This is a genomic window from Pseudomonas sp. CCC3.1, assembly GCF_034347405.1.
GTDB lineage: Bacteria > Pseudomonadota > Gammaproteobacteria > Pseudomonadales > Pseudomonadaceae > Aquipseudomonas.
The window spans coordinates 710244-735900 of record NZ_CP133778.1 but is presented as its reverse complement, the minus strand read 5'-3'; the positions used below and the strand labels follow the sequence as shown (position 1 = coordinate 735900).

Below are 25657 nucleotides of genomic sequence, written 5' to 3'. Positions count from 1 at the left end.
CTGAAAATCTTTAAAACCGTCACCAGCGGTTCGCTGGCTAAAGACTTGTGCTCAAGCGGGTGTAAATCCGCAGCGCCCAAGCCGGAAAATGACTCCACCAGTGAAATGCGTCTCAGGTTTTTAGGAGCTTAGTAATGCCTGATATCTATCACTTCTTCCAAATGCTGGTTAACGGCCTCAACGTTGGCAGCACATATGCCCTGATCGCCATCGGCTATACGATGGTTTACGGCATTATTGGAATGATCAACTTCGCCCACGGCGAGGTGTACATGATTGGTTCCTACATTGCGTTTATCGCCATCGCCGGCCTGACCATGATGGGTCTGGACAGCGTGCCGCTTTTGATGACCGCAGCGTTTATCGCCAGCATCGTCGTGACCAGCGCCTACGGCTACAGCATTGAACGGGTTGCCTACCGTCCACTGCGTGGCAGCAATCGCCTGATCCCGCTGATTTCGGCGATTGGTATGTCGCTCTTCCTGCAAAACCTTGTCTTGATGTCCCAAGACTCAAAAGACAAATCGATCCCTAACCTGATCCCCGGTAGCTTCTCGTTCGGTCCAGGAGGCGCTCAGGAAGTCATCGTTTCCTACATGCAAATTGTGGTCTTCGTCGTCACAGTGCTGGCCATGTGGGGCCTCACCCTGTTCATCTCTCGCTCTCGTATGGGCCGCGCCTGCCGCGCCTGTGCTGAAGACATGAAGATGGCCAACCTGCTGGGCATTAACACCAACAACGTGATTGCGCTGACATTCGTGATCGGCGCCGCCCTGGCGGCCGTTGCGGCCGTGTTGATCAGCATGCAATACGGCGTGATCAACCCTAACGCCGGATTTATGGTCGGCCTCAAAGCGTTCACTGCAGCCGTCCTGGGCGGTATCGGCAGCATCCCGGGCGCGATGCTCGGCGGCTTGGTGCTCGGTGTCGCAGAAGCCTTTGGCGGTGACATTTTTGGTGACCAGTACAAAGACGTTGTGGCGTTTGGCTTGCTGGTGTTGGTGCTGTTGTTCCGCCCATCCGGCATCCTGGGCCGTCCGGAGGTTGAAAAAGTATGACTCGGCATCTTAAATCAGCGCTGTTCAGCGCTCTCTTGGTCTGGGCGGTTGCCTACCCGGTCCTCGGCTTAAAACTGTCGATCGTCGGCATCGGCCTCGAAGTTCATAACTCCAGCCCGCTCACACTGGCGATCATTGCGATCTGCTCAGTGCTGATGTTCCTGCGCGTATTGTTCAGTGATCAATTGAGCGCGGCCTGGAAAGCCTCCCCCAACATGCCCAAGGTGCCTGCAAAGGCGAGCAACTTCCTGACCCTGCCCAGCACTCAGCGCTGGATCATTCTGGGCCTGGTGGTCATTGCTCTGGTATGGCCATTCTATGGCTCACGCGGGGCGGTCGACATCGCCACTTTGATCCTGATCTACGTGATGCTGGGCCTTGGCCTGAACATTGTGGTGGGTCTGGCCGGGTTGCTGGACTTGGGTTACGTCGGGTTCTACGCGGTGGGTGCTTACACCTACGCCATGCTCTCGCACTACCTGGGCTTCAGCTTCTGGGTTTGCTTGCCGATTGCCGGTCTCATGGCCGCCACATTTGGCTTCTTGCTGGGGTTCCCGGTGCTGCGTTTGCGCGGCGACTACCTGGCGATCGTGACCTTGGGCTTTGGTGAAATCATCCGCTTGTTCCTGCGTAACCTCACGGACATCACCGGCGGCCCCAACGGCATCAGCAACATTCCCAAGCCGACACTCTTCGGCCTCAGCTTCGACAGAACCGCCGCAGAAGGCATGCAAACCTTCCACGAATACTTCGGCCTCGAATACAACTCGATCAACAAGGTGATTTTCTTGTACCTGATCGCGCTGGTACTGGTGCTGATCGTGCTGTTCGTGATCAACCGCCTGCTGCGCATGCCGATTGGCCGCGCCTGGGAAGCCTTGCGTGAAGACGAAATCGCCTGCCGCGCACTGGGCTTGAATCCGACCATCATCAAACTGTCGGCCTTCACCCTGGGTGCTACGTTCGCCGGTTTTGCGGGCAGCTTCTTCGCCGCACGCCAAGGCTTGGTGACGCCTGAGTCCTTCACGTTTATTGAGTCGGCAATCATTCTGGCCATCGTGGTACTGGGCGGAATGGGCTCGCAACTGGGCGTGATCCTCGCCGCTATCGTCATGATCCTGCTGCCAGAAATGATGCGTGAATTCAGTGAGTACCGGATGCTGCTGTTCGGCGCCATGATGGTGCTGATGATGATCTGGCGTCCGCAAGGTCTGCTGCCAATGCAACGTCCTCACCTGGAGCTGCGAAAATGAGCCGCGAGATATTGAAAGTCAGCGGCCTGAGCATGCGCTTTGGCGGCTTGTTGGCGGTGAACGGCGTGGGCCTCACCGTCAAGGAAAAACAAGTTGTGTCGATGATCGGCCCTAACGGCGCCGGTAAAACCACCGTGTTCAACTGCCTGACCGGCTTCTACAAGCCAACCGCAGGCACCATCCTGCTGGATGGCGAGGCCATTCAAGGGTTGGCCGGGCATGAAATCGCCCGCAAAGGCGTGGTCCGTACCTTCCAGAACGTGCGTTTGTTCAAGGACATGACGGCCGTTGAGAACCTGCTGATTGCTCAGCATCGCCACCTCAACACCAACTTCCTGGCGGGTTTGTTCAAGACCAAGGCGTTCCGCAAAAGCGAACGTGATGCCATGGAATACGCTGCGTACTGGCTGGACAAGGTCAACCTGACCGAGTTCGCCAACCGCCCGGCGGGCACACTGGCCTACGGGCAGCAACGCCGCCTGGAAATCGCCCGTTGCATGATGACGCGCCCGCGCATCCTCATGCTCGACGAACCGGCAGCCGGTCTGAACCCCAAGGAAACCGAAGACCTCAAGGCGCTGATCAGCGTTTTGCGCAACGAGCACAACGCCACCGTGTTGTTGATTGAGCACGACATGAAACTGGTCATGAGCATTTCCGACCATATCGTGGTGATCAATCAGGGCACACCTTTGGCCGACGGGACCCCGGAGCAAATCCGCGACAACCCTGAAGTGATCAAAGCCTATTTGGGGGAAGCGTAAATGCTGCAATTTGAAAACGTCTCGACCTTCTACGGCAAGATCCAGGCACTGCACAGCGTCAACGTCGAAGTGCACCAAGGTGAAATCGTGACCTTGATCGGCGCGAACGGTGCTGGCAAATCGACCTTGATGATGACTTTGTGCGGCTCACCTCAAGCCCAAAGCGGCAGTATTCGCTTCATGGGCGAAGAACTGGTGGGTTTGACCTCGGCGCAGATCATGCGCAAGAGCATCGCCGTGGTGCCTGAGGGCCGTCGGATATTTGCCCGTCTGACCGTGGAAGAGAACCTCTCCATGGGTGGATTCTTCACCGAGAAGCACGACTATCAAGCGCAATTGGACAAGGTGCTGCACCTTTTCCCGCGCCTGAAAGAACGCTTCAGTCAACGTGGCGGCACCATGTCCGGGGGTGAGCAACAAATGCTCGCCATTGGCCGGGCGCTGATGAGCAAACCCAAGTTGTTGTTGCTCGACGAGCCGTCATTGGGCTTGGCACCGATCATCATTCAGCAGATCTTCAGCATCATCGAACAACTGCGCGATGAAGGGGTGACGGTGTTTTTGGTGGAACAAAACGCCAACCAAGCGCTGAAAATTGCTGACCGCGCCTACGTGCTGGAAAACGGCCGGGTCGTGATGCAAGGCACGGGTGAGCAATTGCTCAACGATCCAAAAGTGCGTGACGCGTACCTGGGCGGTTGATTCAGCCAAGCTCTACAGAACGGCCCTTCGGGGCCGTTTTTGTTACTGGATTGCTATCAAGCCGATCCATCGCGCTGAAACCACTGCACCAGATAATCCGCGAGTATTTGTGTGCGCTTGGGCAATCCGCCTTGGTAGGGGTGCACCAGGTACATCGGGTTGCTGCGCGTCTGGTAGTTGAGGAGCAATCCGCGTAAACGCCCGTCCGCCAATTCAGCCCGGAGCATGTAGGACGGCAAGCGCGCGATACCCGCGCCAATCAACGCAGCTTTTTTCAGCAGGCTGTAGTGATTGCTGGCAAACGGTCCCGACACCCGCACCCGGTACAGTTCATGCTGCTGGTGGTATTGCCATTCTTCGCGACCGCTGTAGTGACTGTTTAGCAGGCAGCTGTGCTCGACCAGTTGCGCAGGTGCTGTCGGCTCGCCGTGTTGCTCAAGGTAAGCAGGGCTGGCGCAGGTGACTTCATGCCAGTTGAGCACTGACTTCGCCACCAACCGCTCATTGCTGCCGACCTGTGATCGAATCGCCAGGTCAAAACCCTCACGCGACAAGTCTCGGTAACTGTTGTTCAGCTCCAGCTCAATCTGTACCAACGGATAGTCGCGCGAGAACTCCAGCAGTAATGCGTCAAAAAAAGTTTCTCCCAGCGACACAGGCACGGTCAGCCGCACCGGTCCCGCCACGTCGTCCTTGAGACGGGCCAATGCTTGCCGCGCCCTCTCCACTTGCACGACCAGCGCCTGCGCTTGCGGCAGTAACGCAGCGCCCGCAGCCGTCAGACTCAGGCGCCTGGTCGTGCGATGCAGCAACACCACTGAAAACTGCACCTCTAACTGGCTGATGCGCTTGGACAATTGCCCTTTGCTGCACCCCAACTGCTGGGCTGCCAAGGTAAAGCTTCCCGCATCGATCAACACCGCAAACGCCGCCAGGTCATCCATCTCGCTCATGGATTGTTTCCATATGAAAACCAAAGGTTGCCTATTAGTGCGCTTATCGCCTCCAAAAACCAACACTAGACTGAGCCCACACCTCCTCACTCAAGGAATACCCCATGAAAATCCTGTTGATCGGCGCTAACGGCACTATCGGTTCAGCCATTGATCGCGAGCTGTCGACGCGCCATGAGATCGTGCGTATTGGCCGCAAAAGCGGCGATTTCCAGGTTGATATCAGCGACAGCGCTTCGATTCGCTCGTTGTTCGAACAGACCGGGCGCTTTGACGCACTGGTCTGCGCCGCTGGCAACGTCAACTTCGTGCCACTGGCCGAGATGAGCGAAAGCGATTTTGCCTTGGGCTTGCAGGACAAACTGATGGGCCAGGTCAACTTACTGCTGATCGGGCGCGAATACGCCAACGACAATGCATCGTTCACCTTCACCAGCGGTGTGATCAACCGCGAGCCGATTCGTACCGGCAGCTCGGCAGCACTGGTCAATGCCGCGCTCGACGGCTTTGTCCGCGCGGCGGCCATCGAGTTGCCACGCGGCCTGCGGGTGAACTCGGTCAGCCCTACCGTACTGGAAGAAGCCATGGATAAGTACGCGCCGTATTTCCGAGGTTTCAAACCCGTCTCGGGTGCCGATGTGGCGTTGGCCTACGCCAAAAGCGTAGAAGGCCTGCACACTGGGCAAACGTATCAGGTGGGATAAACCCATATCGTTCTGTAGGTACTCCCACAGATCAATAGCGCATGAACTCGTAGCAGCTGCCGAGCCTGCGAGGCTGCGTCCGGCTGCGCAGCAGTCGTAAAATCAAGCACTGCGGTGTGTCAGTTAAACCCTGCATTTAGGGTTTACGATCGCTTCGCAATCGGACGTAGCCTCGCAAGCTCGGCAACTGCTACGAAATAGGTTTGCTACACACTCTTGTGATGCATGGCAAGCCTAAGTAACGTGGCGGGATTCGTCAGGAGTTCCAATGATGCGCGCTGCCCGTTCCTTAGTTCTAGTCGCTCTATTGCCCGTATTCGCGGGCTGCCAAATGTTCAACAGCCAACCCGCTGACACCAACGCCGGTCTGACCCGCTTGCAAGGCGAGCTGGTTTCAACCAATGGCCAACTGATTTTCCAACCGTGCGTCGGACAACAGCGCTATGAGGTGCGTGACAGCGCCACTACCACGCTCGTACAAGACGCAACAGATATGCCTGACAAGCCAGGTAAGCTGTTCGCCGATATTCGTGGCCGTTTTGTCTCCGCCAAAGCCTCCGGCGCTAACGGCGAAGTTCAAGTGCAACAGCTGTACCGCCTGGAGCGCAGCAGTTCTGCCTGCCAAGACCCCAACTTCAAACAACAGACCGTAAACGCCAGCGGCAACGGGCCTGCGTGGGAAGTTCAAGCGGGCGGCAAAGGCATGGTGCTCAAACGTGAAGGCCAGCCAGACCTGGCACTGCCTTATGTAGAAGAGCAAGTCGGTGATGGCCGCTTCTCGCTGTCTACCGAAGCCAACGATCAGCGGATTGAGTTGTGGGTCGCCCCGCAGCGCTGCACCGACAGCGTTAATGGCAGCGTGCAGCACCTGGCTGCCGAACTGCGAGTCAATGGTCAGGTTCAGCGCGGTTGCGGCTATTTCGGCGGCGCACGTAACGACTAAGCGACGGCTGTAACCACAGATTGCCGTTTTAGCCTGACCCTCGGGGTCGAAGCTGCTTATAATCCCCGGTTCGCATAAGGCTGCCGGGGTTTACCTGGCCCCGATACTGGACTCAGTCATGTTACGAATCACCGAACTCAAGTTGCCAATCGACCATCCCGAAGAAGACCTGCGCCCTGCCATCGTGCAGCGCCTGGGCATCGCCAGCGATGACCTGCTCGATTTCACCTTGTTCAAGCGCAGCTACGATGCGCGTAAAAAATCCTCCGAATTGTGCTTCATCTACACCATCGACCTGGCGGTACGCGATGAAGCCGCGCTGCTGAACAGATTCGCCGATGACCGTAACGTCAATCCGGCACCGGACGTCAGCTACAAAGTCGTCGGCCAGGCCCCACAAGATTTGAACCAACGCCCGATTGTGGTGGGCTTTGGACCTTGCGGGATTTTCGCCGGGCTGCTGCTGGCGCAAATGGGCTTCAAGCCGATCATCCTTGAGCGCGGCACCGAAGTGCGCCAGCGCACCAAAGACACGTGGGGTCTGTGGCGTAAAAACGTGCTGAACCCTGAATCCAACGTGCAGTTTGGTGAAGGCGGCGCGGGCACATTCTCTGACGGCAAGCTCTACAGCCAGATCAAAGACCCGAAACACCATGGCCGTAAAGTGCTGCACGAGTTTGTCAAAGCGGGCGCCCCCGAAGAAATCCTCTACGTCAGCAAACCGCACATCGGTACGTTCCGCCTGACCGGCGTGGTCGAAAACATGCGCCAGCAGATCATCGCACTGGGCGGCGAAGTGCGTTTTCAACAGCGCGTGACTGATGTGCTGATTGAAGACGGGCAACTGACAGGCGTGGTGCTGGCCGACGGCGAACAACTGAACTCGCGCCACGTGATCCTGGCGCTGGGCCACAGTGCCCGCGACACGTTCCGCATGCTCCACAGCCGTGGCGTGTACATGGAAGCCAAGCCGTTCTCGGTCGGCTTCCGGATTGAACACCCACAATCGCTGATCGACAGCGCGCGCCTGGGCAAATACGCCGGCCACCCTAAACTGGGCGCTGCCGATTACAAACTCGTGCACCACGCCAAAAACGGTCGTTCGGTGTACAGCTTCTGCATGTGCCCAGGCGGCACCGTCGTGGCCGCTACCAGCGAGCCGGGCCGCGTGGTCACCAACGGCATGAGCCAATACTCGCGTAACGAACGCAATGCCAACTCCGGCATCGTGGTCGGCATCACACCAGAGGACTATCCGGGCGGTCCGCTGGCGGGCATCGAGTTGCAAGAGCGCCTGGAAGCCCACGCGTACATGCTGGGTGGCAGCAACTACGAAGCGCCTGCGCAGTTGGTGGGCGACTTTATCGCTGGCAAACCGTCGACAGAACTGGGCAGCGTTGAGCCGTCCTATAAGCCGGGGGTTTCCCTGGGTGATTTGGCACTGGCCTTGCCGGCCTACGCCATTGAAGCCATCCGCGAAGCATTGCCTGCGTTCGAGAAGCAGATTCGCGGTTTCTCGATGCACGACGCCGTACTGACCGGCATCGAAACCCGCACTTCGTCGCCATTGCGCATGACCCGTGATGCGTCCATGCAGAGCCTTAACGTCAAAGGCTTGTTCCCGGCGGGTGAAGGCGCAGGTTATGCCGGTGGCATCATGTCGGCCGGTGTAGACGGCATCCGCATCGCTGAAGCCGTGGCGCGCGACATTCTCGGTATCGAGGCGTAACACACGAGCGTCTTTATAGGAGCGGGCTTGCTCGCGATGGTCATTAACGATGAAGCGTATTGACTGAGTCAATGCGGTGCTCTGAAGACCATCGCGAGCAAGCCCGCTCCCACACTTACTCACCATTTACTGCTTAATGTGATGAACAGCTGCTAGTCTCTTGAGCGGCGTGGAATCAAACCATTGCTTATAACGAGAAAGAATAGAGTTTTTGTTTTAACAACTATCCGCACAGGTTAGGGTGTTGCACCTTTCAACGATTCGATGGAGAGCCACCTTGCCTCTGCGTAGCACTTTCACTCGTTTTTTTCAGATGGAAGCTGCCAGCGGTCTGCTGCTGATTGCAGCGGCGGCTCTGGCGTTGATCATCAACAACTCACCGCTTTCGCACTACTACACAGCCTTTCTGGATGTGCCTGTGGCCGTGCAGATTGGCGCCCTTCAAATTGCCAAACCTTCGCTCCTGTGGATCAACGATGGCCTGATGGCCTTGTTCTTTCTACTGATTGGCCTTGAGGTCAAACGCGAAGTGCTCGAAGGCCACTTGTCCAAGCCCTCGCAGGTTGTACTGCCAGGCGCGGCAGCGGTTGGCGGGATGGTGGTTCCGGCACTTATCTACTGGTTTATCAACAAGGACTTCCCGGACGCACTCGACGGCTGGGCGATCCCCATGGCCACCGACATCGCTTTCGCCCTCGGCGTATTGGCTTTGCTTGGCAAGCGGGTTCCGGTCTCGCTCAAACTGTTTCTGATGACACTGGCAATCATCGACGACCTGGGCGCCATCATTGTGATTGCGCTGTTCTACTCCAGCGAATTGTCCGGGGTGTCCTTGCTGCTGGCAGCGGCATGTGTGGTCGCACTCATCCTGATGAACCGCATGGGCGTGATCAAGGTCGCGCCTTATATGATCATCGGCCTGATTCTCTGGGTCTGCGTGCTCAAAAGCGGTGTCCACGCCACACTGGCGGGTGTGACGCTGGCGTTCTGCATCCCCCTGCGGACCAAAAACTCCGAGCCTTCGCCGTTGCTGACCATTGAGCACGCTCTGCACCCGTGGGTGGCTTACGCCATTCTGCCGCTGTTTGCCTTTGCCAATGCGGGCGTATCGCTCACGGGCGTCAATTTACACAGCTTCGTGCACCACGTGCCGCTGGGGATTGCCGCAGGCTTGCTGATCGGTAAAACCGTGGGTGTGTTTGGTCTGACCTGGTTCGCCATCAAAACCGGTCTCGCGGCATTACCGACCGGCGCAAACTGGGGCCAGTTGTTTGGCGTGGCGATTCTGTGCGGAATCGGTTTCACCATGAGCCTGTTCGTGGGCTCGCTGGCCTTTGTGCCGGGCAGCAGCGACTACGTGGGCATGGATCGTATGGGGATTCTGACGGGCTCAATTCTGGCTGCTTTTATTGGCTATACCGTCACCGCCTTCTTCAGCCGCAAACAGGCTGTAGCCTAACCTGCGCTTTAACTCCCTATTACGATGTAGCCGCTAAAAGAGTGAAACGTGGACGCCAAGTATCAAATCGTGCAATACGCGAGCATATCCGTCATGTTCCCGGCGGCATTGGTTGTTGCCGTCTGGTTGTGGGCTGGCGCTTCGAAAAAGATCGCTCTGTTATGGCTCGGCGTGCTGTTCTCTGCCTATTTCATCGTGGCCGCGAGCAAAGTGCTGTTCAAGGGCTGGGGGATTGGCCTCGATCACCTGGGTATCGATGTGTTCAGCGGCCATGCGATGAATTCCTGCCTGGTGTTCACCGTCATGCTAAGCCTGCTGTGCCAACAGCTGGACACCCGCTTGCGCTGGCCAGTATTCGGCCTCGGACTGCTGGCCACCTGGTGGTTCAGCATCGCGTATGTCGCGAACACCATCCATCCACTGCCTGAAGCCATCGCGGGCGCACTGATAGGCACGGGTGCCGCGTGCGTGTTCCTGCTGACGCTGAAGAAGGACGACATCGGCAAAATCCCCCGCCCGATACTGGCGATGGGGTTAGTGGTGGTTTTGGTGAGCAGTTACGTTCCCAAACTCACCGCAGAAAGACTGCTGGATCAGATCGCGACAACGCTCTCGGGAGCTGAACAAGCCTTCAAGCGGTCGTCGTAAGGCTGTTCAACCCATCGCTACCGCGCCTGTCTGAGTGCATAAAAAAACCCCGACCAGCTCACACTGATCGGGGTTTTGTTTTAACGCACAAGCGTTGAATCAGCCACTGACGCGGCTGGTGCCATCAACGGTCATGATGCGTACACGCTGGCCAACGCGGAAGATTTCGTTCTCTTGAACCTGCTGCACATAGGCACGCGTGCTGCCGTCATCTTCACGCACAGTGATTTCTACGCCTTGGGTCTTGGTCAAGCCCGACTCAGCGGCCGAACCCAGCAGGCCACCCGCTACGGCGCCGATCACAGCGGTCACGATGCTGCCACGGCCGCCACCGATGGCGCTGCCACCCACGCCACCAACCACAGCGCCTGCTGCGGCGCCGATTGGGGTCTTGGTGCCTTCAATTTGCACCGGACGCAAGGCTTCGATGGTGCCCATGCGAACAGTTTGTACGCGTCGAGCTTCATCACGCGAGTAGGTGTCGCCGCTCAAGTTCGAAGCGCAGCCGCCCAGCAAAACTGTCATGGTGGAAAAAGCTGCAACTAACAGTACGGTCTTACGCATAGGATCAACTCCAAAAGATCAGGGATTCATTAAACTCTGCAACCGAGTGCCTGTCACCGCACAGCGCAGATAAAAGTAGCCTTTATTCAGCGCGGGTACAGACACGGTGTGCCCGACAGGCGCTTGAGAACTGTGCACAAGGGTAGCGCGTGAAAAGCCGTTTTGCCTCACCCGCTACCGTTGTTTATTGCAACTTTATGGTGCCAGTCGCTCACGGATCCAGTCAGCGCCTTCACGTCGATAGTTGAGGCGGTCATGCAAGCGGCTTGGGCGCCCCTGCCAAAACTCGATGCGTTGCGGCAACAACCGATAACCCCCCCAGTGCTCAGGGCAATGTGGCTGGCTGTCACTGAAACGCGCTTCAGTGGCCGCAAGCAACGCTGCCAGCTGTTCGCGATCGGCAATCACCTGGCTTTGCGGTGAAGCCCAGGCCCCGATCCGGCTGCCCAACGGGCGAACCTGATAGTAGGCGTCGGACTCTTGCGCCGTCACCTTGACCACCTCACCTTCAATGCGCACCTGACGCTCCAGGGTTGGCCAGAAGAAAGTCATGGCGGCAAAGGGACGCGCTGCCAACTGCTGGCCTTTAGCGCTGGTGTAATTGGTAAAGAAGGTAAAACCCTGTTCATCCAGCCCTTTGAGCAAGAGCACCCGGCAATGCGGGCGCCCTTCGGCATCCACCGTGGCCAAGGTCATGGCATTGGCCTCAACCGGGGGCTGTTCGGTCTTGACCGCGTCATTGAACCACTGATGAAACAGCGCGAAAGGCTCGGCCGGGGCTTGAGCCTCGGCCAACCCGTCACGGGTGTAATCGCGGCGCATGTTAGCCAGCGCTTGAGTCATGGGGCAGTCCTTCCCGGAACCCATCAGTTCTTGGTTTGATCGTTGGCAGCAACCTTTTTGTCAGTAGCGGCTTTAGCCACTGCCGACTTTTTGGCTGGAGCAGGCTTCACGGCCTTTTTAGCCGGTGCGGCTTTTTTGGCAACTGCAGCCTTTTTGGTCACTGGCGCAGCGTTCTTCTTGGCAATAGCCGATGGCGCCACAGCCGGTTGTACCGCGACCAGTTCTTCTGGCGTCAGCACCGGCTGGCTGTACTTGCTGACCAGCGCCAGCATGGTCGCTTGCGGGGTCATCATGATTTCCACGCGGCGGTTCAATGCACGGCCTTCGTTACTGTCGTTAGCCGCACGCGGCATCACCGAACCCATACCGCGAAGTGTCAGACGGTTACCTTGCAAACCGCTCATGCGGAAGATCGCAGCAACCGACTTGGCGCGGTCCAGGCTCAAGCGCGTGTTGGTCGCCATGGCACCAGAGGAGTCAGCATGACCCAGTACCAGCACGGCTGTTTTAGGGTCACCTTCGACCACTTTAGCAACGCGAGAGAACGGGCCAAGCATGGAAGGCATCAACAAATCCGGGCGGGTGGATTTGAATGAGCTATCAGCCAGGGCCACGATCACCAGCAAATTCTCACGGCGTTCCAGTTGCAAGTTACTGTCTTTGATCGCAACGCGCAGACGCGGCTCGTATTCGTCCAGCCAAGCCTGAGTGATTTTCGGATCCGGCATCGGGATCACGCCAACAGGGGCCGCCTTGCTGTCTTTGTCATCAGCGCCAAATGGCCACCACCAGTTTTTTGAAGTGCTCGCACCAGCAGCAGGTGCAGGTGCAGTAGCTACCTTGGCAACAACCGGTTGTTTTTCAGCCGGAGCGTCCTTCTTGGATGAGTCAGAACCAAAAGGCCACCAGCTCGAACCACTGTCTTTGGTTTGGGCAGCGGCAGCAGCAACTGGAGCAGCAGGCGTCGGAGTCGGGGCAGCTTTGGCGACAGGAGGGGTTACTTTAGTGTCCGTTGGCTTGGCCGAAGCACTGGCGTTCTTGTCTGCCGACGTCGGCGCTGCATCAGACGACCCAAACTGCCACCATTTGTGGCCACTGTCGGCGTCATTCTGTGGAGTTTGTGCGCAACCGGTAATAGCCAGGCAAAGAGCCAGAGCGAGGGTCTTATTAGATGACATTGAATATCCACACAATGAATTAAGAATAAAGAGGCACTAAGCCCATATAAAAAAACGTATTGAACACATAAAAGCCAGAGTGTTCCGACCTACGGCCTGCCATTGCCCGTTATAAACACTGCGCCAATACTTTCACCAACTTTTGCGCACGCGGGTCCATCAATACATAAGGCCCCAGTGTATTGGTCACAAATCCGAACGCCACCTCTCGCTCCGGGTCGGCAAAACCAATTGAACCCCCTGCCCCGGGATGGCCAAAAGCCTTTGCCCCGAGGCCAAAGGTAGCATTCGGGACATCCGGCTGATCCAGCATGCAGCCCAGACCCAGACGGGTCTGCGTGCGCAAGGTTTTATCCTCGCCCACACTATGTTCTCGGGTCAGTTGCTCCAGCATCTCGGCCTCCAGCAAACGGCCATCCAGCAAACCGCTATAGAAACCGGCAAGGCTGCGGGCATTACCATGACCATTGGCCGCCGGCTGCTCCATTCGGCGCCACTCCGGCTTATTGGTGCTGGTCATAATAGACGGAGGATTGGTAAATGCCCGCGTGCTCATAGACGTAGGTTCACTCATCAGCGCTTTCAAGAGCCGTTGAGCTGCTGCATCACCCGAATTGCCCTTGCTGCGGGCGACATGCGCCACTCGATAAAACTCTTCATCTGCCAACCCAACATGAAAGTCCAACCCCAGCGGCTTGGCCGTGCGCGCCATGATGGATTGACCCGGACTGCGCCCATCGGCGCGACGAATCAACTCACCCACCAGCCAGCCATAGGTAATCGCGGCATATCCATGACCTTCACCTGGGGTCCACCACGGTGCTTCTGCAGCCAGCGCATCGACCATGGTTTGCCATTCATAGAGAGCGGTAGGCGGCATCAATTCACGCAATGCCGGCAAACCTGCCCGATGACTCAACAACTGGCGCAGGGTGATGGCTTCTTTTCCAGCGGCGGCGAACTCGGGCCAATAGCGCGCGACAGGCACATCCAGCGCAAGTTTGCCCTCTTCCACCAACTGCAACGCCGTCACCGCCGTAAAGGTCTTGGTGCAGGAAAACAGGTTGACAATCGTGTCCGTGCCCCAAACTTGCTCGCCGTCTTTGTCAGCCGTACCGGCCCACACGTCGATCACCGTTTCGCCACCTATCTGGATGCACAGTGCCGCACCGCGTTCTTGCGGATCATTGAATAGATCAGCGAACGCTTCACGTACGGCTTCGAACCTAAGGTCATGAAAACCCTGAATCTGCACCCCTACCTCCTGGATCAAGCATGGCTTTACAAGGCGTGCATTGTTCCAGTCCCGGCAATTTTTTGAAACAGACCAACGCGTTCAAAACGCACAATTTTTGTGCATTTACGAGCCGCGGAGGAAGGTATCAGCGTCGAGATGATTTTTTTGTGAAAAAGTCTTTTAGAAGGGGCATAGGCCAGCAGGGTTCAAGGGGCGCTTTAAATCAAAACCCGGTGCTTAACACACGGCACAGGCTGCGATCTTTTAAGGACTAAAAGATCGCAGCCTGCACCCACAGCGATGATTAAAGTGCCGCGTAGGTCAATGTCGCGAGTTTTCGCGCCCGCGGGTCCATCAACACGTGGCTGCCCATTGTGGTAGTCACAAAACCAAAGCTCACATTCCGCTCGGGGTCCGCGAAACTGACCGGACCGCCCAGCCCGACGTGCCCAAAGGTATTAGGCCCCATACAGTTGGAGGCGGCCTGATCGGCCGATTGCTCCATCATGCAGCCCAGTCCGTAGCGCATCGGGCGCAACAACGTGCGGTCCATGCTGTTGCTGTGCTCTCGCGTGAATTCGCTCACCAGTTCAGGCCCGATCAATCGTCCGCCCAGCAGCGCGCTGTAGAAACCCGCCAGGCCATGGGCCGTGCCATGGCCGTTGACTCCCGGCTGCTGGTAGGCCCACCAGCGCGGATCTGCCGTTTGCCTGGGGCCAACGGACGGGTTGGTAAACGCCAGCGTTGCTACGTGCTCGGGCTTGTTGACGATCACATGCCGCAAACCGACGGCAAAAGCGTCGCCCTCTCGCCCCTCGGCCCGATCGAAATGCGCAATCCGGTGGAAGTCCTGCTCGTCCACCCCCAAGTACACCTCCAACCCATTGGGCTGCGTGACTCGCTCTCGGATAAAGGTGCGTGGGTCGCGGCCATCCGTTCGACGAATCAGCTCGCCAATAATCCAGCCATAGGTGGTAGCGCCGTATCCCAGATCGGTCCCTGGCTGCCACCACAACGGTTCGGCCGCCATGATTTCAACCATTTCATCCCAGTTGTACATGCTGGGGGTGCGGCTGGGCAGGCGCAGCGCCGGAATCCCCGAGGTGTGGGACATCACTTGGCGCAAGGTCACCTGGCCTTTGCCACCCTGTTCAAACTCGGGCCAATACCGGGCAATTGGCACATCCAGCTCCAGCTTGCCCTCTTCCACCAGCATCAGGGCGGCCACGGCGGTAAACGGTTTTATCGCGCAGTACGTATTGACCAGCGTGTCTCGATTCCAGGGCTTTTGCCCTTCTAAATCAGCCACGCCCGCCCAAAGGTCGACCACGGTTTCGCCGTCGACTTGCACGCACAATCCGGCTCCACGTTCTTGCGGATCATCAAAGATCGCCTCAAACGCGTGTTGAACGGCTTCGAACCCACTTGCACACTTCCCATTCGCTTCCATGTCGAAGGCTCCATTCAGTCGGAATGAAGACCTTAGTTTCAACAGGGATAAATGAAAGCCCGATAAACACTCAGAGCGACGAAATGTATTGCCGCTGATCAGGTGGCACGAAATCAGTGACCTTTACCAGAATGTCCGCCTGCATGCCCCGAGCCAGAGCCCCCATCGCCGCCATCTTGCGGCGTATGCCGAGGTGCTTTCAGCGCTTGGTCGGCCTCAACTTGGGCTTTGGACGCCGCTTGGCTGAGCTGCTCAAGCGCCTGCAGATTGGTTTTGCGCACGCTGTCGACAAAGCCGGTAAACGGCAGGTCGGTGATGCCGATCATGCCGAAGTGGCCGTTTTCACCGTCGAGCAAACGACCGGTCACGGGTTGGTCCAGATACTGGAACCAATGAACCCCGACAATCGACGGCTCGGCCACGGCCTGTTTAACAAACGTGGCATAGGCCGGGCCGCGCGCGTCTTCGTTGACCACTTCGGTCACGCCGCCCCAGAACGGGCCTCGATCGCGGGAGCCAAAGTTGAATTCGGTGATCATCACCGGCTTATCCAGCTCGCGCAGCTTGGCGAAGTCATAGCCGTCTTGGGGTTGCAGGGTGTAGAAGTTAAAACTCAACACGTCGCAGTACTGCGCGCAAGCGGCCACGGCTTCCGGGGTGCTGACAGCAAAGCGCCCGCCCAACAGCAAGTGGTTCGGCGCATGCCATTTCAGCGAATCGGACAGGGTTTTGAAGTAGGTGTCCGCAAAGACTTTTTGGAAATATCTGTAGTCCGCTTCGATTTCCGGGTGCTCCGCGTTAGGCAACGGCCCCTCGAAACCTGGATCTTCCATTAATTCCCATGCCGGAATATCGACGCCCCACGCTTTGGACAAGCCTTGCTGGTTGCGGTACTTGTCGCGCAGCAGTTTGAGAAACGCCCGTTTGGCCGGTGCATCCGTGGTCATGCGCAACGTGCCTAAAGCCAGCGCATAACGCGCCTTGGGATCATCTCCCGCGCCTGCCCACGCCAGTTCGTTATCGGCGAAATAACCGATCAACCATGGGTCATCTCGATGGTCGCGAGCTGCAATCGCCACCGCGCGCTCGGCGGCCATGGCAAAGCGTGGGTCAAACGGGTCAGGCATGCCGCCCCACCAGTCGGAGCCCGTGCTTATGCTGTTGTAGTCCCCCACGATCGACAGCGGCAAGGTGTAAGGCACGCGATCATTGAGGCCCAGCTGCGGGTCGCTCCAGTTGCCAACGGTATTGAAACCCCAGGCTTGCAAGCGATCCAGGGCATGGGTCTGCCAGCGTTTGGCATCAAATGTCTGTGGACCACACGGCGTGACCGGGTCAGCTACGGGCTCGACCTTTTCGGCGACGCACGGTTCTGCGTTTATCCGCTGCACGTTGGCCGTATAAAAGTTGTACCAGCGCCCGCCGTTAAAGGCCCGTCCCTGCGATGAGCCATTGTTGTTGCGATGGTTCGATGCACCATAAAAAGCGGCCAAAGGCGTGCCGTCTTTAGGCAGATCAGCAAACATCCACTCACGCCCGGCCACGTAGGTCTGGCTGTCGTTGGCCGTCACGGCGTTCAGGCCCAGCGAATAAAACGGATGCCCTTCGGGGGTCACCAGGTTCCAGCGACCATTGCGTTTTTCGGTGCGAAAAAAACCTGTGGCCTCAAAGGCCGGTCCCTTGAGCAGACCTCCGTAGGGGTCAAGCCCTGTGCGCGCGGCCAGCCAGGCCTTGAGTTGCTGCTGTTCTTTGGCCGCAGCCGCTTTGAGCTGTTCGTCATTGGCAACCCGTTCAGGCCATTTAGCCCGGGTCGACTGGCCGAAGCCGTCAACAATCGAGCTGTAGACGGTCGTGATCACGCCGTCACCGTCCTGCACCCCAAAACGCTCCAGCAGAATGCTTTGCGCGGCTTTGGGCTGCGGGATGGACAAGGTCACCGACACCACTTGACTGCGATCAATCTGCCCCTCGCTGCTGGCCAGTAAAATGCGCTGCCCGTCGACCATCATGGGCATCGGCGGGCCCGCACGCATGCCCTGGCTGCGCGGCGAATTGGCTTGCAGTGGCAACAACAAGGTTTGCGCGGGCCCTGCAGGCAGGTCGATACGACTGGTGAGGGTATTGCCGTTGCTGCTTTCAACCGTCACGTCGAGGGTGAGCGCCCAGTTCATCGCGTTTTGAATACGCAGGGTCATCATCCCGGACTGCGACCAGTCCCACACCCCGGTTTGCGGCGTTAAACGCAAGCTTGGCGCCGTTGCCGGGTTGAAGGTCACGCGGCGCAAAACCTCTCCCTGCGCCGTCTGCTCCGCATTGTATTGCGGCAAGCTCGCATCGACGGTCGCCACGCGCACCACATCGGCCGGGCGAACGAAGTTGAACAGGGTTTGCTGGCCGGCAGGTGCCGCCAGCAACGGGGTCGTGACCAGCAACGCAAAAACGGCAGACAACGAACGGCGAATCATATGGATATAACGCTCCCTGACGGCCAGAAAACGGGCCTGTGAGGTGATGAATGTCTCAACAAGGACAGCAAGGTCGGCGATAACGCCGACTTGCGCTTAAGAAATTTCGCGACGGAACGGCGGCAAGGCATTCAAGATAGCTTTGCCATAGCGCTGCGTGACCAGCCTGCGATCGAGCAAGGTGATGGTGCCGCGGTCTTGTTCAGTGCGCAGCAAGCGCCCGCAAGCCTGCACCAGCTTGAGCGAAGCGTCAGGCACCGAGATTTCCATAAAGGGATTGCCGCCACGGGCTTCGATCCATTCGGCCAACGCGGCTTCAACCGGATCATCGGGCACCGAAAACGGGATTTTGGCAATCACCACGTGTTCGCAGTAAGCGCCGGGCAAGTCCACGCCTTCGGCAAAACTGGCCAGACCAAACAGCACGCTCGAATCCCCCCCATCGACCCGCGCCTTGTGCTTGTTGAGGGTTTCCTGCTTGGACAGGTTGCCCTGGATAAACACTTGCTTGCGCCAGTCACGCTCCAGGCCGTCGAACACGTCTTGCATTTGTTTGCGCGATGAAAACAGCACCAGCGTGCCCCGCGAGCCTTCGACCAGCCCCGGCAGCTCACGAATGATCGCGGCCGTGTGTGCCGTTGCATCACGCGGGTCAGCCTTGAGGTCTGGAACCCGCAGCACACCCGCGTCGGCGTGGTGAAACGGGCTCGGCACGACAGCTGTGACAGCGGTTTTGGGTAAACCGGCCCGCATGCGAAAACGGTCAAAGGTGCCCAATGCCGTCAGCGTGGCCGATGTCACCAGCGCGCCATACGCCACGTTCCACAGGTTACGGCGGAGCATTTCAGCCGCCAGAATCGGGCTGGCGTTCACTTCGATATCAAACAGCGAGCCACTTTCAGCCAAGGTCAGCCAGCGCGCCATGGGCGGGTTGTCTTCCGGGTCTTCGGTGGTGAATGCCGTCCACAGCTCCCAGTTGCCTTGGGCGCGGGACAGCAAGCTGCCGAACAGCGGGTACCACTCTTCGGCCTGCTGGCTGGTAATGCCGATGTTGACCTCACCCTCCATGCCGTCCTTGAGCAGCTCGGTCAAGCGGGTGAACACGTCAGTCAGGCGCGAAAAGCCTTTCTTCAACTCGATGCCCATTTCACGCAGGTGATCAGGAATCAGGCCGCCGACAAAGCGATGCCGCGGACGCTCACGCCCTTCCGGTTCTTCACCGACTTTGAAATCAGCAATTTGCTCGCAGGCACTGAACATGAACTGTTGCTGAGCCTTGATCTCTTTTGTCAGTTCAGGCACTTGCTCCAGCAAGCGCCCCAAATCGCCCGGCAGCGGGTGCTGAGCGAGCAATTTGGTGAGGTTCTTGCCCGTTTGCTCCAGCCAGTCAGCGGTCGAACGCAACCGTGTGTAATGGGCAAAGTGGCCGATGGCCTTGTCGGGCAGGTGGTGGCCTTCGTCGAACACGTACAAGGTGTCACGCGGGTCCGGCAGGACGGCGCCGCCACCAAGTGCCAGGTCGGCCAATACCATGTCGTGGTTGGTGACGATGACGTCGACCTTGCCCATCCCTTCACGGGCCTTGTAAAAGGCGCATTGCCCGAAATTGGGGCAATGGCGGCTGGTGCACTGGCTGTGGTCGGTGGTCAGGCGCGCCCAGTCCTGGTCTTCCAGGGCCTGGGGCCAGCTGTCGCGGTCACCGTCCCACTTATTGCCCGCCAGTTTTTCGATCATGCTGGTGAACAGCTTTTGGCTGGCTTCATCGACTTCAATCTTGAAGCCTTCCTCTTCAAACAGCTGCGCCGTCGCGGTTTGCGCATGGCCCTCTTGCAGCAGCATGTCGAGTTTGGAGAGGCACATGTAACGCCCACGGCCCTTGGCCAATGCAAAGCTGAAGTTCAGCCCGCTGTTGCGCATCAAGTCCGGGAGGTCTTTGTAGACAATTTGCTCTTGCAGCGCGACAGTCGCCGTGGCGATAACCAGACGCTTGCCAGCGGCCTTGGCAGTCGGAATGGCCGCCAGGCTGTAGGCCACGGTTTTACCGGTGCCGGTGCCCGCCTCAACGGCAACCACCGCCGGGTCGCCACTGCGGTGGTTTTCTTCGTCGGTGTCGATATCGCCCAGCACTTTGGCCACTTCAGCGATCATCAAACGCTGGCCATAGCGCGGCTTGAGGCTCTTGGCTTCGAGAAAACGCGAATATGCGCCCTGGATCTGGGATTTGAGTTCGGTACTAATCATGGTTCTTCGGGCGCAAGAAACGCTGGATAAATTTTCAGTGGTTCGAATGGCCGCTATCATACCCCGCTAATTGATTCTGCGCCGAACGGAGTACCTCGATGACCGCCTTTGCCGTTGCTTACAGCCTGCATTTACTGGCCGCCCTGATCTGGGTGGGCGGGATGTTTTTCGCCTGGATGATCCTGCGCCCCGCAGCAATGAAGGCCCTTGAAGGCCCTGCGCGGTTAACGTTGTGGGTCGAAGTGTTTCAACGTTTTTTTGTCTGGGTGTGGGTGGCCGTGGTGATTTTGCCGATAAGCGGCGTAGGCCTGCTGCAAATGCGTTTTAGCGGCTTCGAAACGGCCCCGCGCTATGTGCAGATCATGATGGGGCTGTACATCGTGATGGTGGCGCTGTTCATCCGGATTCAGTCGCTGCAACTGCCTGAGTTGCGCAAGGCCGTTGAGGCGCAGGAATGGGCCGCCGGTGCTGTGGTGATGGGGCGGATTCGACGCCTGGTCGGGTGCAATCTGGTGATAGGTCTGGTGGTCGTGGCGATTGCTGGCGCGCGGCCGATGTTTTAAGCAATCGCCAATTTAATAAACACCTGAAAACTGTGGGAGCCTGGCTTGCCAGCGATTGCATCTGCACGGTCTGACAGTAAAACCGCTTGGTCTGCATCGCTGGCAAGCCAGCTCCCACGCTTCGATGGATTAGGTACCAGGTTACAAACGCTGAATGGTCACTGCACCTGTGCTGCCTGCTTCGCCCGGTTGCCCGGTTTGACCTGGACGGCCCGACTTGCCAGCGTCTGTGCGATAAACAATACAGCCTTTGGATTTGCCCCCGGCACCCGGGCGTCCAGCCTGGCCAGGCTTACCGCCGGGGCCGCCGTCAACCAGCACCTTGATCTGCTCGTCCGGGAAATCACGAGGCAATTCGACACGCACCCGAGCACCCGCTGCGCCCTGATGACCATTGCCGCCGTCATCACCATTGGCTCCCGAACCCGCTGAACCCCAGGTGCAACCCGGTTCATCACCGTTACCGCCATCCAGTCCGGCAAAACCCGGCGCACCGGTGCCACCACGGGCATCGATATAGAGCTGCCGTGCGTTCAATGATTCGATCCTGAGGTTCAGGTCACGCGCTGGCCGGGCCGGTTTCTCGAACGTCCCCGGTGCGCCGCGTGCGCTGATCTGGCTACCGTCACTGAGTTCGGCATGTGCCACGTGCAATTCGATCCCGCGCTCGGCGGGCACCAGAACGATGCGCGAATCACTCCCCAAATGCAGCTGGTCTATGTTGATCTGGGTGACACCCGCCGGAATCAACAGCGTGCCGTTGTCTGCTACGTCGAGCTTTTCCAGCGTCAATACAGCCACATTAGCGGGCAGGCGAATCATCGAGTTGGCTTCGACCTGCACCACCTCGGCATGTGCGAATGGGCTGCATAAGGCAGCCAGTAAACATAACTTACGCATGGCTGTTGCCTTGTCCGGGAGACTTAGGGAAGGTTTGTACGTGCAGAATTCCAATTAAAAGGATGTACAGGCGGTCGCGCCAAGGATGGGGGCGCCCTTTCAGGCTGCTGTTGAACAACAACAGCTCAAGCAAATGGGTCAAAAACAACAGACTCCCTGCCAGATTAATCAGTAAATCGAATGGGTTGCTCATCGGCTTAACTACATTGATCACAACAACAACCCAAAACGACAACGTCAGAACTTTCCCCAGCCCCCAAAGCACCTTCATACAACCGCCCTTTCTATGTTTTTCTTTGAGCGCACATTAACGGCTAGCAGGAGCACCACGCCAGTGGCCGCTTAAAAAAAGATTCGCCGCGAGCCGGGTCCCTTTGACCAGCCCGACAGCGAACCGTGGTACCCATGGCACCGCTCTAACGTGGGTCTTTCGCCAATCCGCAACAGGTAGAGCGAGCCACGCAGTGCACCTGACTTAACGAATGATGTGTATCTCTGTCCGGCGGTTTAGCGCACGCCCCTCAGGTGTTTGGTTGGTGGCAACCGGATTCGACTCACCCGCACCTGCAACGGAGACAAACTGATTGCGCGGCACTCCGCTGTCGACCAAGTAATCGACCACCGATTGCGCCCGTTCTTTCGACAGTTTGAGGTTATAGGCGTCTTTACCCACGCTGTCGGTGTAACCGGTGACTTTAAGTTGAGCATTGGCTGCGTCTTTTTTCAGACGTGCGGCAATCACGTTGAGCTTGTCTTTGTCAGCGGCGGTCAGTTTTGCCGAGTTGAATTCAAAGTGCACATCACGCACCACAATGGTTTCTTCTTTGACCACGACCACCTGTTCCACCACGACCACTGCCACGATAGGGCAGCCTACCGCGTCAACTTTCACGCCTTTGGGGGTGTCTGGGCACTTGTCGCGACTGTCAGGCACGCCATCGCCGTCTGCATCGCCATCGCCATGAACCCAGCAGTACGCAGCGGCCATACCCGCGCCGAAGAGCGCGCCGCCACCTGCCCAGGCAGAGCTGTTGATCGCGCCCAATGCAGCCCCTCCTACACCACCCACCGCCGCACACGTGGGCCAATCGGTTTTTTGTAACCCGGCGCAGCCTGTTAACACGCTGGTTAGAACAATCAAAGGTACAGCTGTCCTGATGATGCTCATAAAGGGTTTCTCCTGAGGGGGTCGGCAATGGGCCGATGCGATGAAAGTAAAGACTGCTGTTTAGCTATTAGCCAGCATGCACATCCCCTCTAGGGTCTGTTCCCGTTTCAGGCTAGTCTTGGACGCTCTGATTGAGGACTAACAATGACGTCTGGCATTTCAACACGCACACCTCAGCAAGCCCTGGCGGCGCTGCTTGATCTTCACAAACCACAGCGTTTGCTGGTGGTCGGCGCCAGCCAGTTCCCCGCATTGGGTGCGTTTCAAAGCGCTCATCCGCAGGTGATTGTGGATCACGCAGCGCCAGGCGCGTTGCCGCCAGAGTTGGCCGCACAGCGTTTCGACCTCGCGCTGGTGGTCGATTGTCTGGAGCATTTACCCAAGCGCATGGGCCAGCAACTGCTCGGCGGGATTCGCAACCTGAACGCCAGCCGCATGGCGGTGTTGGCCGATCTGGCTGCCTGCGACTGGAAAGACACCGACTTCTTCGCACTTGCGCTACAAAGTAATGAACGCTTTCAGCGCGATGAGCAGGTACTGACCCTGTTCACGTATGACGTGCGCGAATACAAACAAGTGCCTGACTGGCTGAATGCCAGGTTTTGGGCAAACCCGGAAAACTTTGGCAAGTATTGGTGGTAAGCCGATGAGTACATCCATTTGCCCCTGTGGCAGCGGTAATTTACTGGACGCCTGCTGCGGGCATTATCACGCTGGGCACCCGGCACCGAGCGCCGAAACATTGATGCGCTCGCGCTACAGCGCCTACGTGCTGGGCCTGATTGACTATCTGGTCGATACCACACTGCCTGTGCAACAGGCCGGACTCGACCGCCAGTCCATTGCCCACTGGAGCGCACAAAGCACCTGGTTGGGGCTGGCAGTAGAAAGCAGCGAAGTGTTCGGCGGCCAACCAGAACATGCTTTTGTGACCTTTACTGCACGTTGGCATGACACAGAAGGTGAACACAGCCACCGCGAGCGCTCCTCCTTTGTGCAAAGCGCAGGGCGTTGGTACTTCATTGATCCCACAGTGCCGCTCAAGGTCGGGCGCAACGATGCCTGCCCCTGTAACAGTGGGCTGAAGTTCAAGAAATGCTGTGCGAGCTATCTGGGCAGTTAGAACGGAAAAAGGGGCAAGCAATGAATTCTCGGGCTCGAATAACAAAAACAATCGCCCTTGTGATGATTCTGGCGTTGTCCGGATGCACGTCATGGTTTGAATCCGCAGAGAAAAACCCGGACCTGCATCTGATCAAGGTCGAACTGGTCAAGGCCAAACTCCTGGAGCAACACTTCAAGCTGCGCTTTCGGGTGGATAACCCGAATGACTCGACCCTCACAGTGCGCGGCCTCAGTTACTCGCTTTACCTGGGCACGTTAAAACTGACTGAAGGTGAGTACGACCAGTGGTTCAGCGTAGGGCCAAACAGCTTTAAGGTGTTCGTTGTGCCCGTGCGCACCAACTTGTGGCCGCAGGTACGCCCGTTGATCAAATTGCTGGAGTCCCCTGACCAGCCTGTCCCTTATCTGCTGGATGGCACGCTCGATACAGGCCTGTTCTTCGGTTCCGACGTGCACGTCGTGCGTAAAGGCGAGATACTGCCCGGCGATTTTATTCCAGAGTGATTAAGTAATGACCCAGCAACCCCACGTTCATGGCCCTGACTGTAACCACGATCATGACCATCACGCGCATGACCACGATCACGGCCACGTGCACGGCCCAAACTGCGGCCACGCCCCTCAAGAGCCGGTGCGCAATGAACTGAAAGACATTGGCCGCAACGACCCTTGCCCGTGCGGCAGCAGCAAAAAATTCAAGAAGTGCCACGGCGCCTGATTCTTCAGACAGCCCTGCACACGCCGCACCTGCCTCAGCACGTGCGGCGTTTTTATTTTTGGCGTCTGGCTGAGCAAGCCCTTTCAACGGTGGAGGCATTGGGAGTAAAACTGGCAGCCCGTGGTTAGCGCGATGACTGCGTGATTCTTCCCCTCTGGAGCCCTTCATGATTGATCTTTATTACTGGACCACTCCCAACGGCCACAAAATCTCGTTGTTCCTTGAAGAGGCGGGCCTGCCTTACACCGTGCATCCGGTGAATATCGGCAAAAACGAACAATTCGAACCCTCCTTCCTGAAGATCGCCCCGAACAACCGGATTCCGGCGATTGTCGACCACGCGCCAGCCGATGGTGGTGAACCTCTGTCGCTGTTTGAGTCCGGCGCGATCTTGTTGTACCTCGCAGAAAAAATCGGTCAGTTTCTGCCTAAAGACCTGCGCGGGCGCCAAGTCGCCCTGCAATGGCTGTTCTGGCAAATGGGCGGCCTGGGGCCAATGGCCGGGCAAAACCATCATTTCAAGCGTTTGCCCGAGAAAATCCCTTACGCGATCAAGCGCTACACCGACGAAACAGCGCGCCTCTATGGTGTGTTGAATAAGCAACTGGAAGGCCGTCAGTTTGTCGCGGGCGATGAATACAGCATTGCTGACATAGCGATTTACCCATGGATCGTGTCACACGAACTCCAGGGCCAGAATCTGGATGACTTTGCGGCGCTGAAGGGCTGGTTCGAGCGAATCAAGGCGCGCCCGGCGACGACGCGTGCGTACGCGCTGGTTGATAAGGTCAATCCGCCGCAGTAAGCGCCTCAGCCAAATATGTAGTCGCTGCCGCAGGCTGCGATGAAGGTTGCGGGGGCGTTGAGAAAACGGGTTGCTCCGCAACCCTTCGCAGCCTTCGGCAGCGACAACAAAGCTTGTTGTTGATAGCGCTTGCGCAGTGTCATCGGCCTCACTAACGTAGCGCCTTTCGATGACATTACCCCCGCAG

26 protein-coding genes are annotated in these 25657 nt (G+C 57.9%); 15 read left to right on the top strand and 11 right to left on the bottom strand.

The features are described from left to right. Positions 1–134: 134 nt before the first annotated feature. Genes livH through RHM56_RS03325 form a run of 4 tightly spaced genes read left to right on the top strand, consistent with a single transcriptional unit; the run spans position 135 to position 3777 of the window. Positions 135–1058 (top strand): high-affinity branched-chain amino acid ABC transporter permease LivH, encoded by a 924-nt coding sequence (livH, locus tag RHM56_RS03340; RefSeq protein WP_322238525.1) that lies wholly within the window; start codon positions 135–137, stop codon positions 1056–1058. After that, complete coding sequence (locus tag RHM56_RS03335; RefSeq protein WP_322238523.1) at positions 1055–2311, top strand: high-affinity branched-chain amino acid ABC transporter permease LivM; 1257 nt, start codon at positions 1055–1057, stop codon at positions 2309–2311. The genes livH and RHM56_RS03335 overlap by 4 nt, the downstream gene beginning before the upstream one ends. Beyond that, positions 2308–3075: a high-affinity branched-chain amino acid ABC transporter ATP-binding protein LivG gene (livG, locus tag RHM56_RS03330; RefSeq protein ID WP_322238521.1), complete on the top strand. Its 768-nt coding sequence runs from the start codon at positions 2308–2310 to the stop codon at positions 3073–3075. The genes RHM56_RS03335 and livG overlap by 4 nt, the downstream gene beginning before the upstream one ends. Continuing rightward, entirely contained in the window at positions 3076–3777 is a 702-nt protein-coding gene (locus RHM56_RS03325; RefSeq protein ID WP_322238519.1) for an ABC transporter ATP-binding protein, read from the top strand. A gap of 56 nt (positions 3778–3833) precedes the next feature. Here RHM56_RS03325 and RHM56_RS03320 read toward each other — a convergent pair whose 3' ends face one another. Further along, on the bottom strand, positions 3834–4730 hold the full coding sequence (locus tag RHM56_RS03320; protein ID WP_322238517.1) for a LysR family transcriptional regulator: 897 nt from the start codon (positions 4728–4730) through the stop codon (positions 3834–3836). Between the two features lie 104 nt (positions 4731–4834). Between RHM56_RS03320 and RHM56_RS03315 the strand changes: the two genes are divergently transcribed. From RHM56_RS03315 to RHM56_RS03295, 5 genes are all read left to right on the top strand, one after another. Continuing rightward, positions 4835–5434 carry a short chain dehydrogenase gene (locus RHM56_RS03315; protein ID WP_322238515.1) on the top strand — a complete coding sequence of 200 codons (600 nt, stop codon included), beginning with the start codon at positions 4835–4837 and terminating at the stop codon, positions 5432–5434. Positions 5435–5705: 271 nt separating this feature from the next. Then, the gene (locus RHM56_RS03310; RefSeq protein WP_322241689.1) at positions 5706–6377 is read left to right on the top strand and encodes a hypothetical protein; all 672 of its coding nucleotides are present in this window, start codon (positions 5706–5708) and stop codon (positions 6375–6377) included. Positions 6378–6495: 118 nt separating this feature from the next. Then, on the top strand, positions 6496–8106 hold the full coding sequence (locus tag RHM56_RS03305; RefSeq protein ID WP_322238513.1) for an NAD(P)/FAD-dependent oxidoreductase: 1611 nt from the start codon (positions 6496–6498) through the stop codon (positions 8104–8106). 277 nt (positions 8107–8383) lie between these two features. Beyond that, entirely contained in the window at positions 8384–9565 is a 1182-nt protein-coding gene (gene nhaA / locus RHM56_RS03300) for a Na+/H+ antiporter NhaA (RefSeq protein ID WP_322238511.1), read from the top strand. Between the two features lie 48 nt (positions 9566–9613). After that, positions 9614–10213, top strand: a complete 600-nt coding sequence (locus tag RHM56_RS03295) for a phosphatase PAP2 family protein (RefSeq protein ID WP_322238509.1) — start codon at positions 9614–9616, stop codon at positions 10211–10213. A gap of 99 nt (positions 10214–10312) precedes the next feature. Here RHM56_RS03295 and RHM56_RS03290 read toward each other — a convergent pair whose 3' ends face one another. The 7 genes from RHM56_RS03290 to dinG form a co-directional block, all read right to left on the bottom strand. Beyond that, a complete protein-coding gene (locus tag RHM56_RS03290) occupies positions 10313–10777 on the bottom strand; it encodes a glycine zipper 2TM domain-containing protein (RefSeq protein ID WP_322238507.1) in 465 nt (154 codons plus the stop codon). A gap of 195 nt (positions 10778–10972) precedes the next feature. Further along, a complete protein-coding gene (gene pdxH, locus RHM56_RS03285) occupies positions 10973–11620 on the bottom strand; it encodes a pyridoxamine 5'-phosphate oxidase (RefSeq protein WP_322238505.1) in 648 nt (215 codons plus the stop codon). A 23-nt stretch (positions 11621–11643) separates the two neighbouring features. After that, a complete protein-coding gene (locus RHM56_RS03280; protein WP_322238502.1) occupies positions 11644–12798 on the bottom strand; it encodes an OmpA family protein in 1155 nt (384 codons plus the stop codon). A gap of 109 nt (positions 12799–12907) precedes the next feature. Further along, a complete protein-coding gene (locus RHM56_RS03275) occupies positions 12908–14053 on the bottom strand; it encodes a serine hydrolase domain-containing protein (protein ID WP_322238500.1) in 1146 nt (381 codons plus the stop codon). Between the two features lie 286 nt (positions 14054–14339). Next, entirely contained in the window at positions 14340–15485 is a 1146-nt protein-coding gene (locus RHM56_RS03270) for a serine hydrolase domain-containing protein (protein ID WP_322238498.1), read from the bottom strand. Positions 15486–15598: 113 nt separating this feature from the next. Then, positions 15599–17950: a beta-galactosidase gene (locus tag RHM56_RS03265; protein WP_322238496.1), complete on the bottom strand. Its 2352-nt coding sequence runs from the start codon at positions 17948–17950 to the stop codon at positions 15599–15601. A gap of 96 nt (positions 17951–18046) precedes the next feature. Next, entirely contained in the window at positions 18047–20191 is a 2145-nt protein-coding gene (dinG, locus tag RHM56_RS03260) for an ATP-dependent DNA helicase DinG (RefSeq protein ID WP_322238494.1), read from the bottom strand. Positions 20192–20289: 98 nt separating this feature from the next. Between dinG and RHM56_RS03255 the strand changes: the two genes are divergently transcribed. Beyond that, positions 20290–20754: a CopD family protein gene (locus RHM56_RS03255; RefSeq protein ID WP_322238492.1), complete on the top strand. Its 465-nt coding sequence runs from the start codon at positions 20290–20292 to the stop codon at positions 20752–20754. 141 nt (positions 20755–20895) lie between these two features. Here the strand turns inward: RHM56_RS03255 and RHM56_RS03250 are convergent, their stop codons facing one another. The 3 genes from RHM56_RS03250 to RHM56_RS03240 form a co-directional block, all read right to left on the bottom strand. Then, positions 20896–21654 (bottom strand): collagen-like protein, encoded by a 759-nt coding sequence (locus RHM56_RS03250; protein WP_322238490.1) that lies wholly within the window; start codon positions 21652–21654, stop codon positions 20896–20898. Next, positions 21647–21925, bottom strand: a complete 279-nt coding sequence (locus RHM56_RS03245; protein ID WP_322238488.1) for a DUF1145 domain-containing protein — start codon at positions 21923–21925, stop codon at positions 21647–21649. The genes RHM56_RS03250 and RHM56_RS03245 overlap by 8 nt, the downstream gene beginning before the upstream one ends. Positions 21926–22129: 204 nt before the next feature. Beyond that, positions 22130–22822: an OmpA family protein gene (locus RHM56_RS03240; RefSeq protein ID WP_322238486.1), complete on the bottom strand. Its 693-nt coding sequence runs from the start codon at positions 22820–22822 to the stop codon at positions 22130–22132. Between the two features lie 144 nt (positions 22823–22966). On the opposite strand from RHM56_RS03240, the gene RHM56_RS03235 reads away from it, so the two are divergent. From RHM56_RS03235 to RHM56_RS03215, 5 genes are all read left to right on the top strand, one after another. Continuing rightward, positions 22967–23464 carry a DUF6231 family protein gene (locus RHM56_RS03235; RefSeq protein WP_322238484.1) on the top strand — a complete coding sequence of 166 codons (498 nt, stop codon included), beginning with the start codon at positions 22967–22969 and terminating at the stop codon, positions 23462–23464. A gap of 4 nt (positions 23465–23468) precedes the next feature. After that, a complete protein-coding gene (locus RHM56_RS03230) occupies positions 23469–23945 on the top strand; it encodes a YchJ family protein (RefSeq protein WP_322238482.1) in 477 nt (158 codons plus the stop codon). 20 nt (positions 23946–23965) lie between these two features. Next, complete coding sequence (locus RHM56_RS03225) at positions 23966–24451, top strand: LEA type 2 family protein (protein WP_322238480.1); 486 nt, start codon at positions 23966–23968, stop codon at positions 24449–24451. Between the two features lie 7 nt (positions 24452–24458). Then, positions 24459–24665, top strand: a complete 207-nt coding sequence (locus RHM56_RS03220) for an SEC-C metal-binding domain-containing protein (RefSeq protein ID WP_322238478.1) — start codon at positions 24459–24461, stop codon at positions 24663–24665. A 166-nt stretch (positions 24666–24831) separates the two neighbouring features. Continuing rightward, positions 24832–25470, top strand: coding sequence for a glutathione binding-like protein (locus RHM56_RS03215; protein WP_322238476.1), 639 nt, complete (start codon positions 24832–24834; stop codon positions 25468–25470). Positions 25471–25657 lie beyond the last annotated feature (187 nt).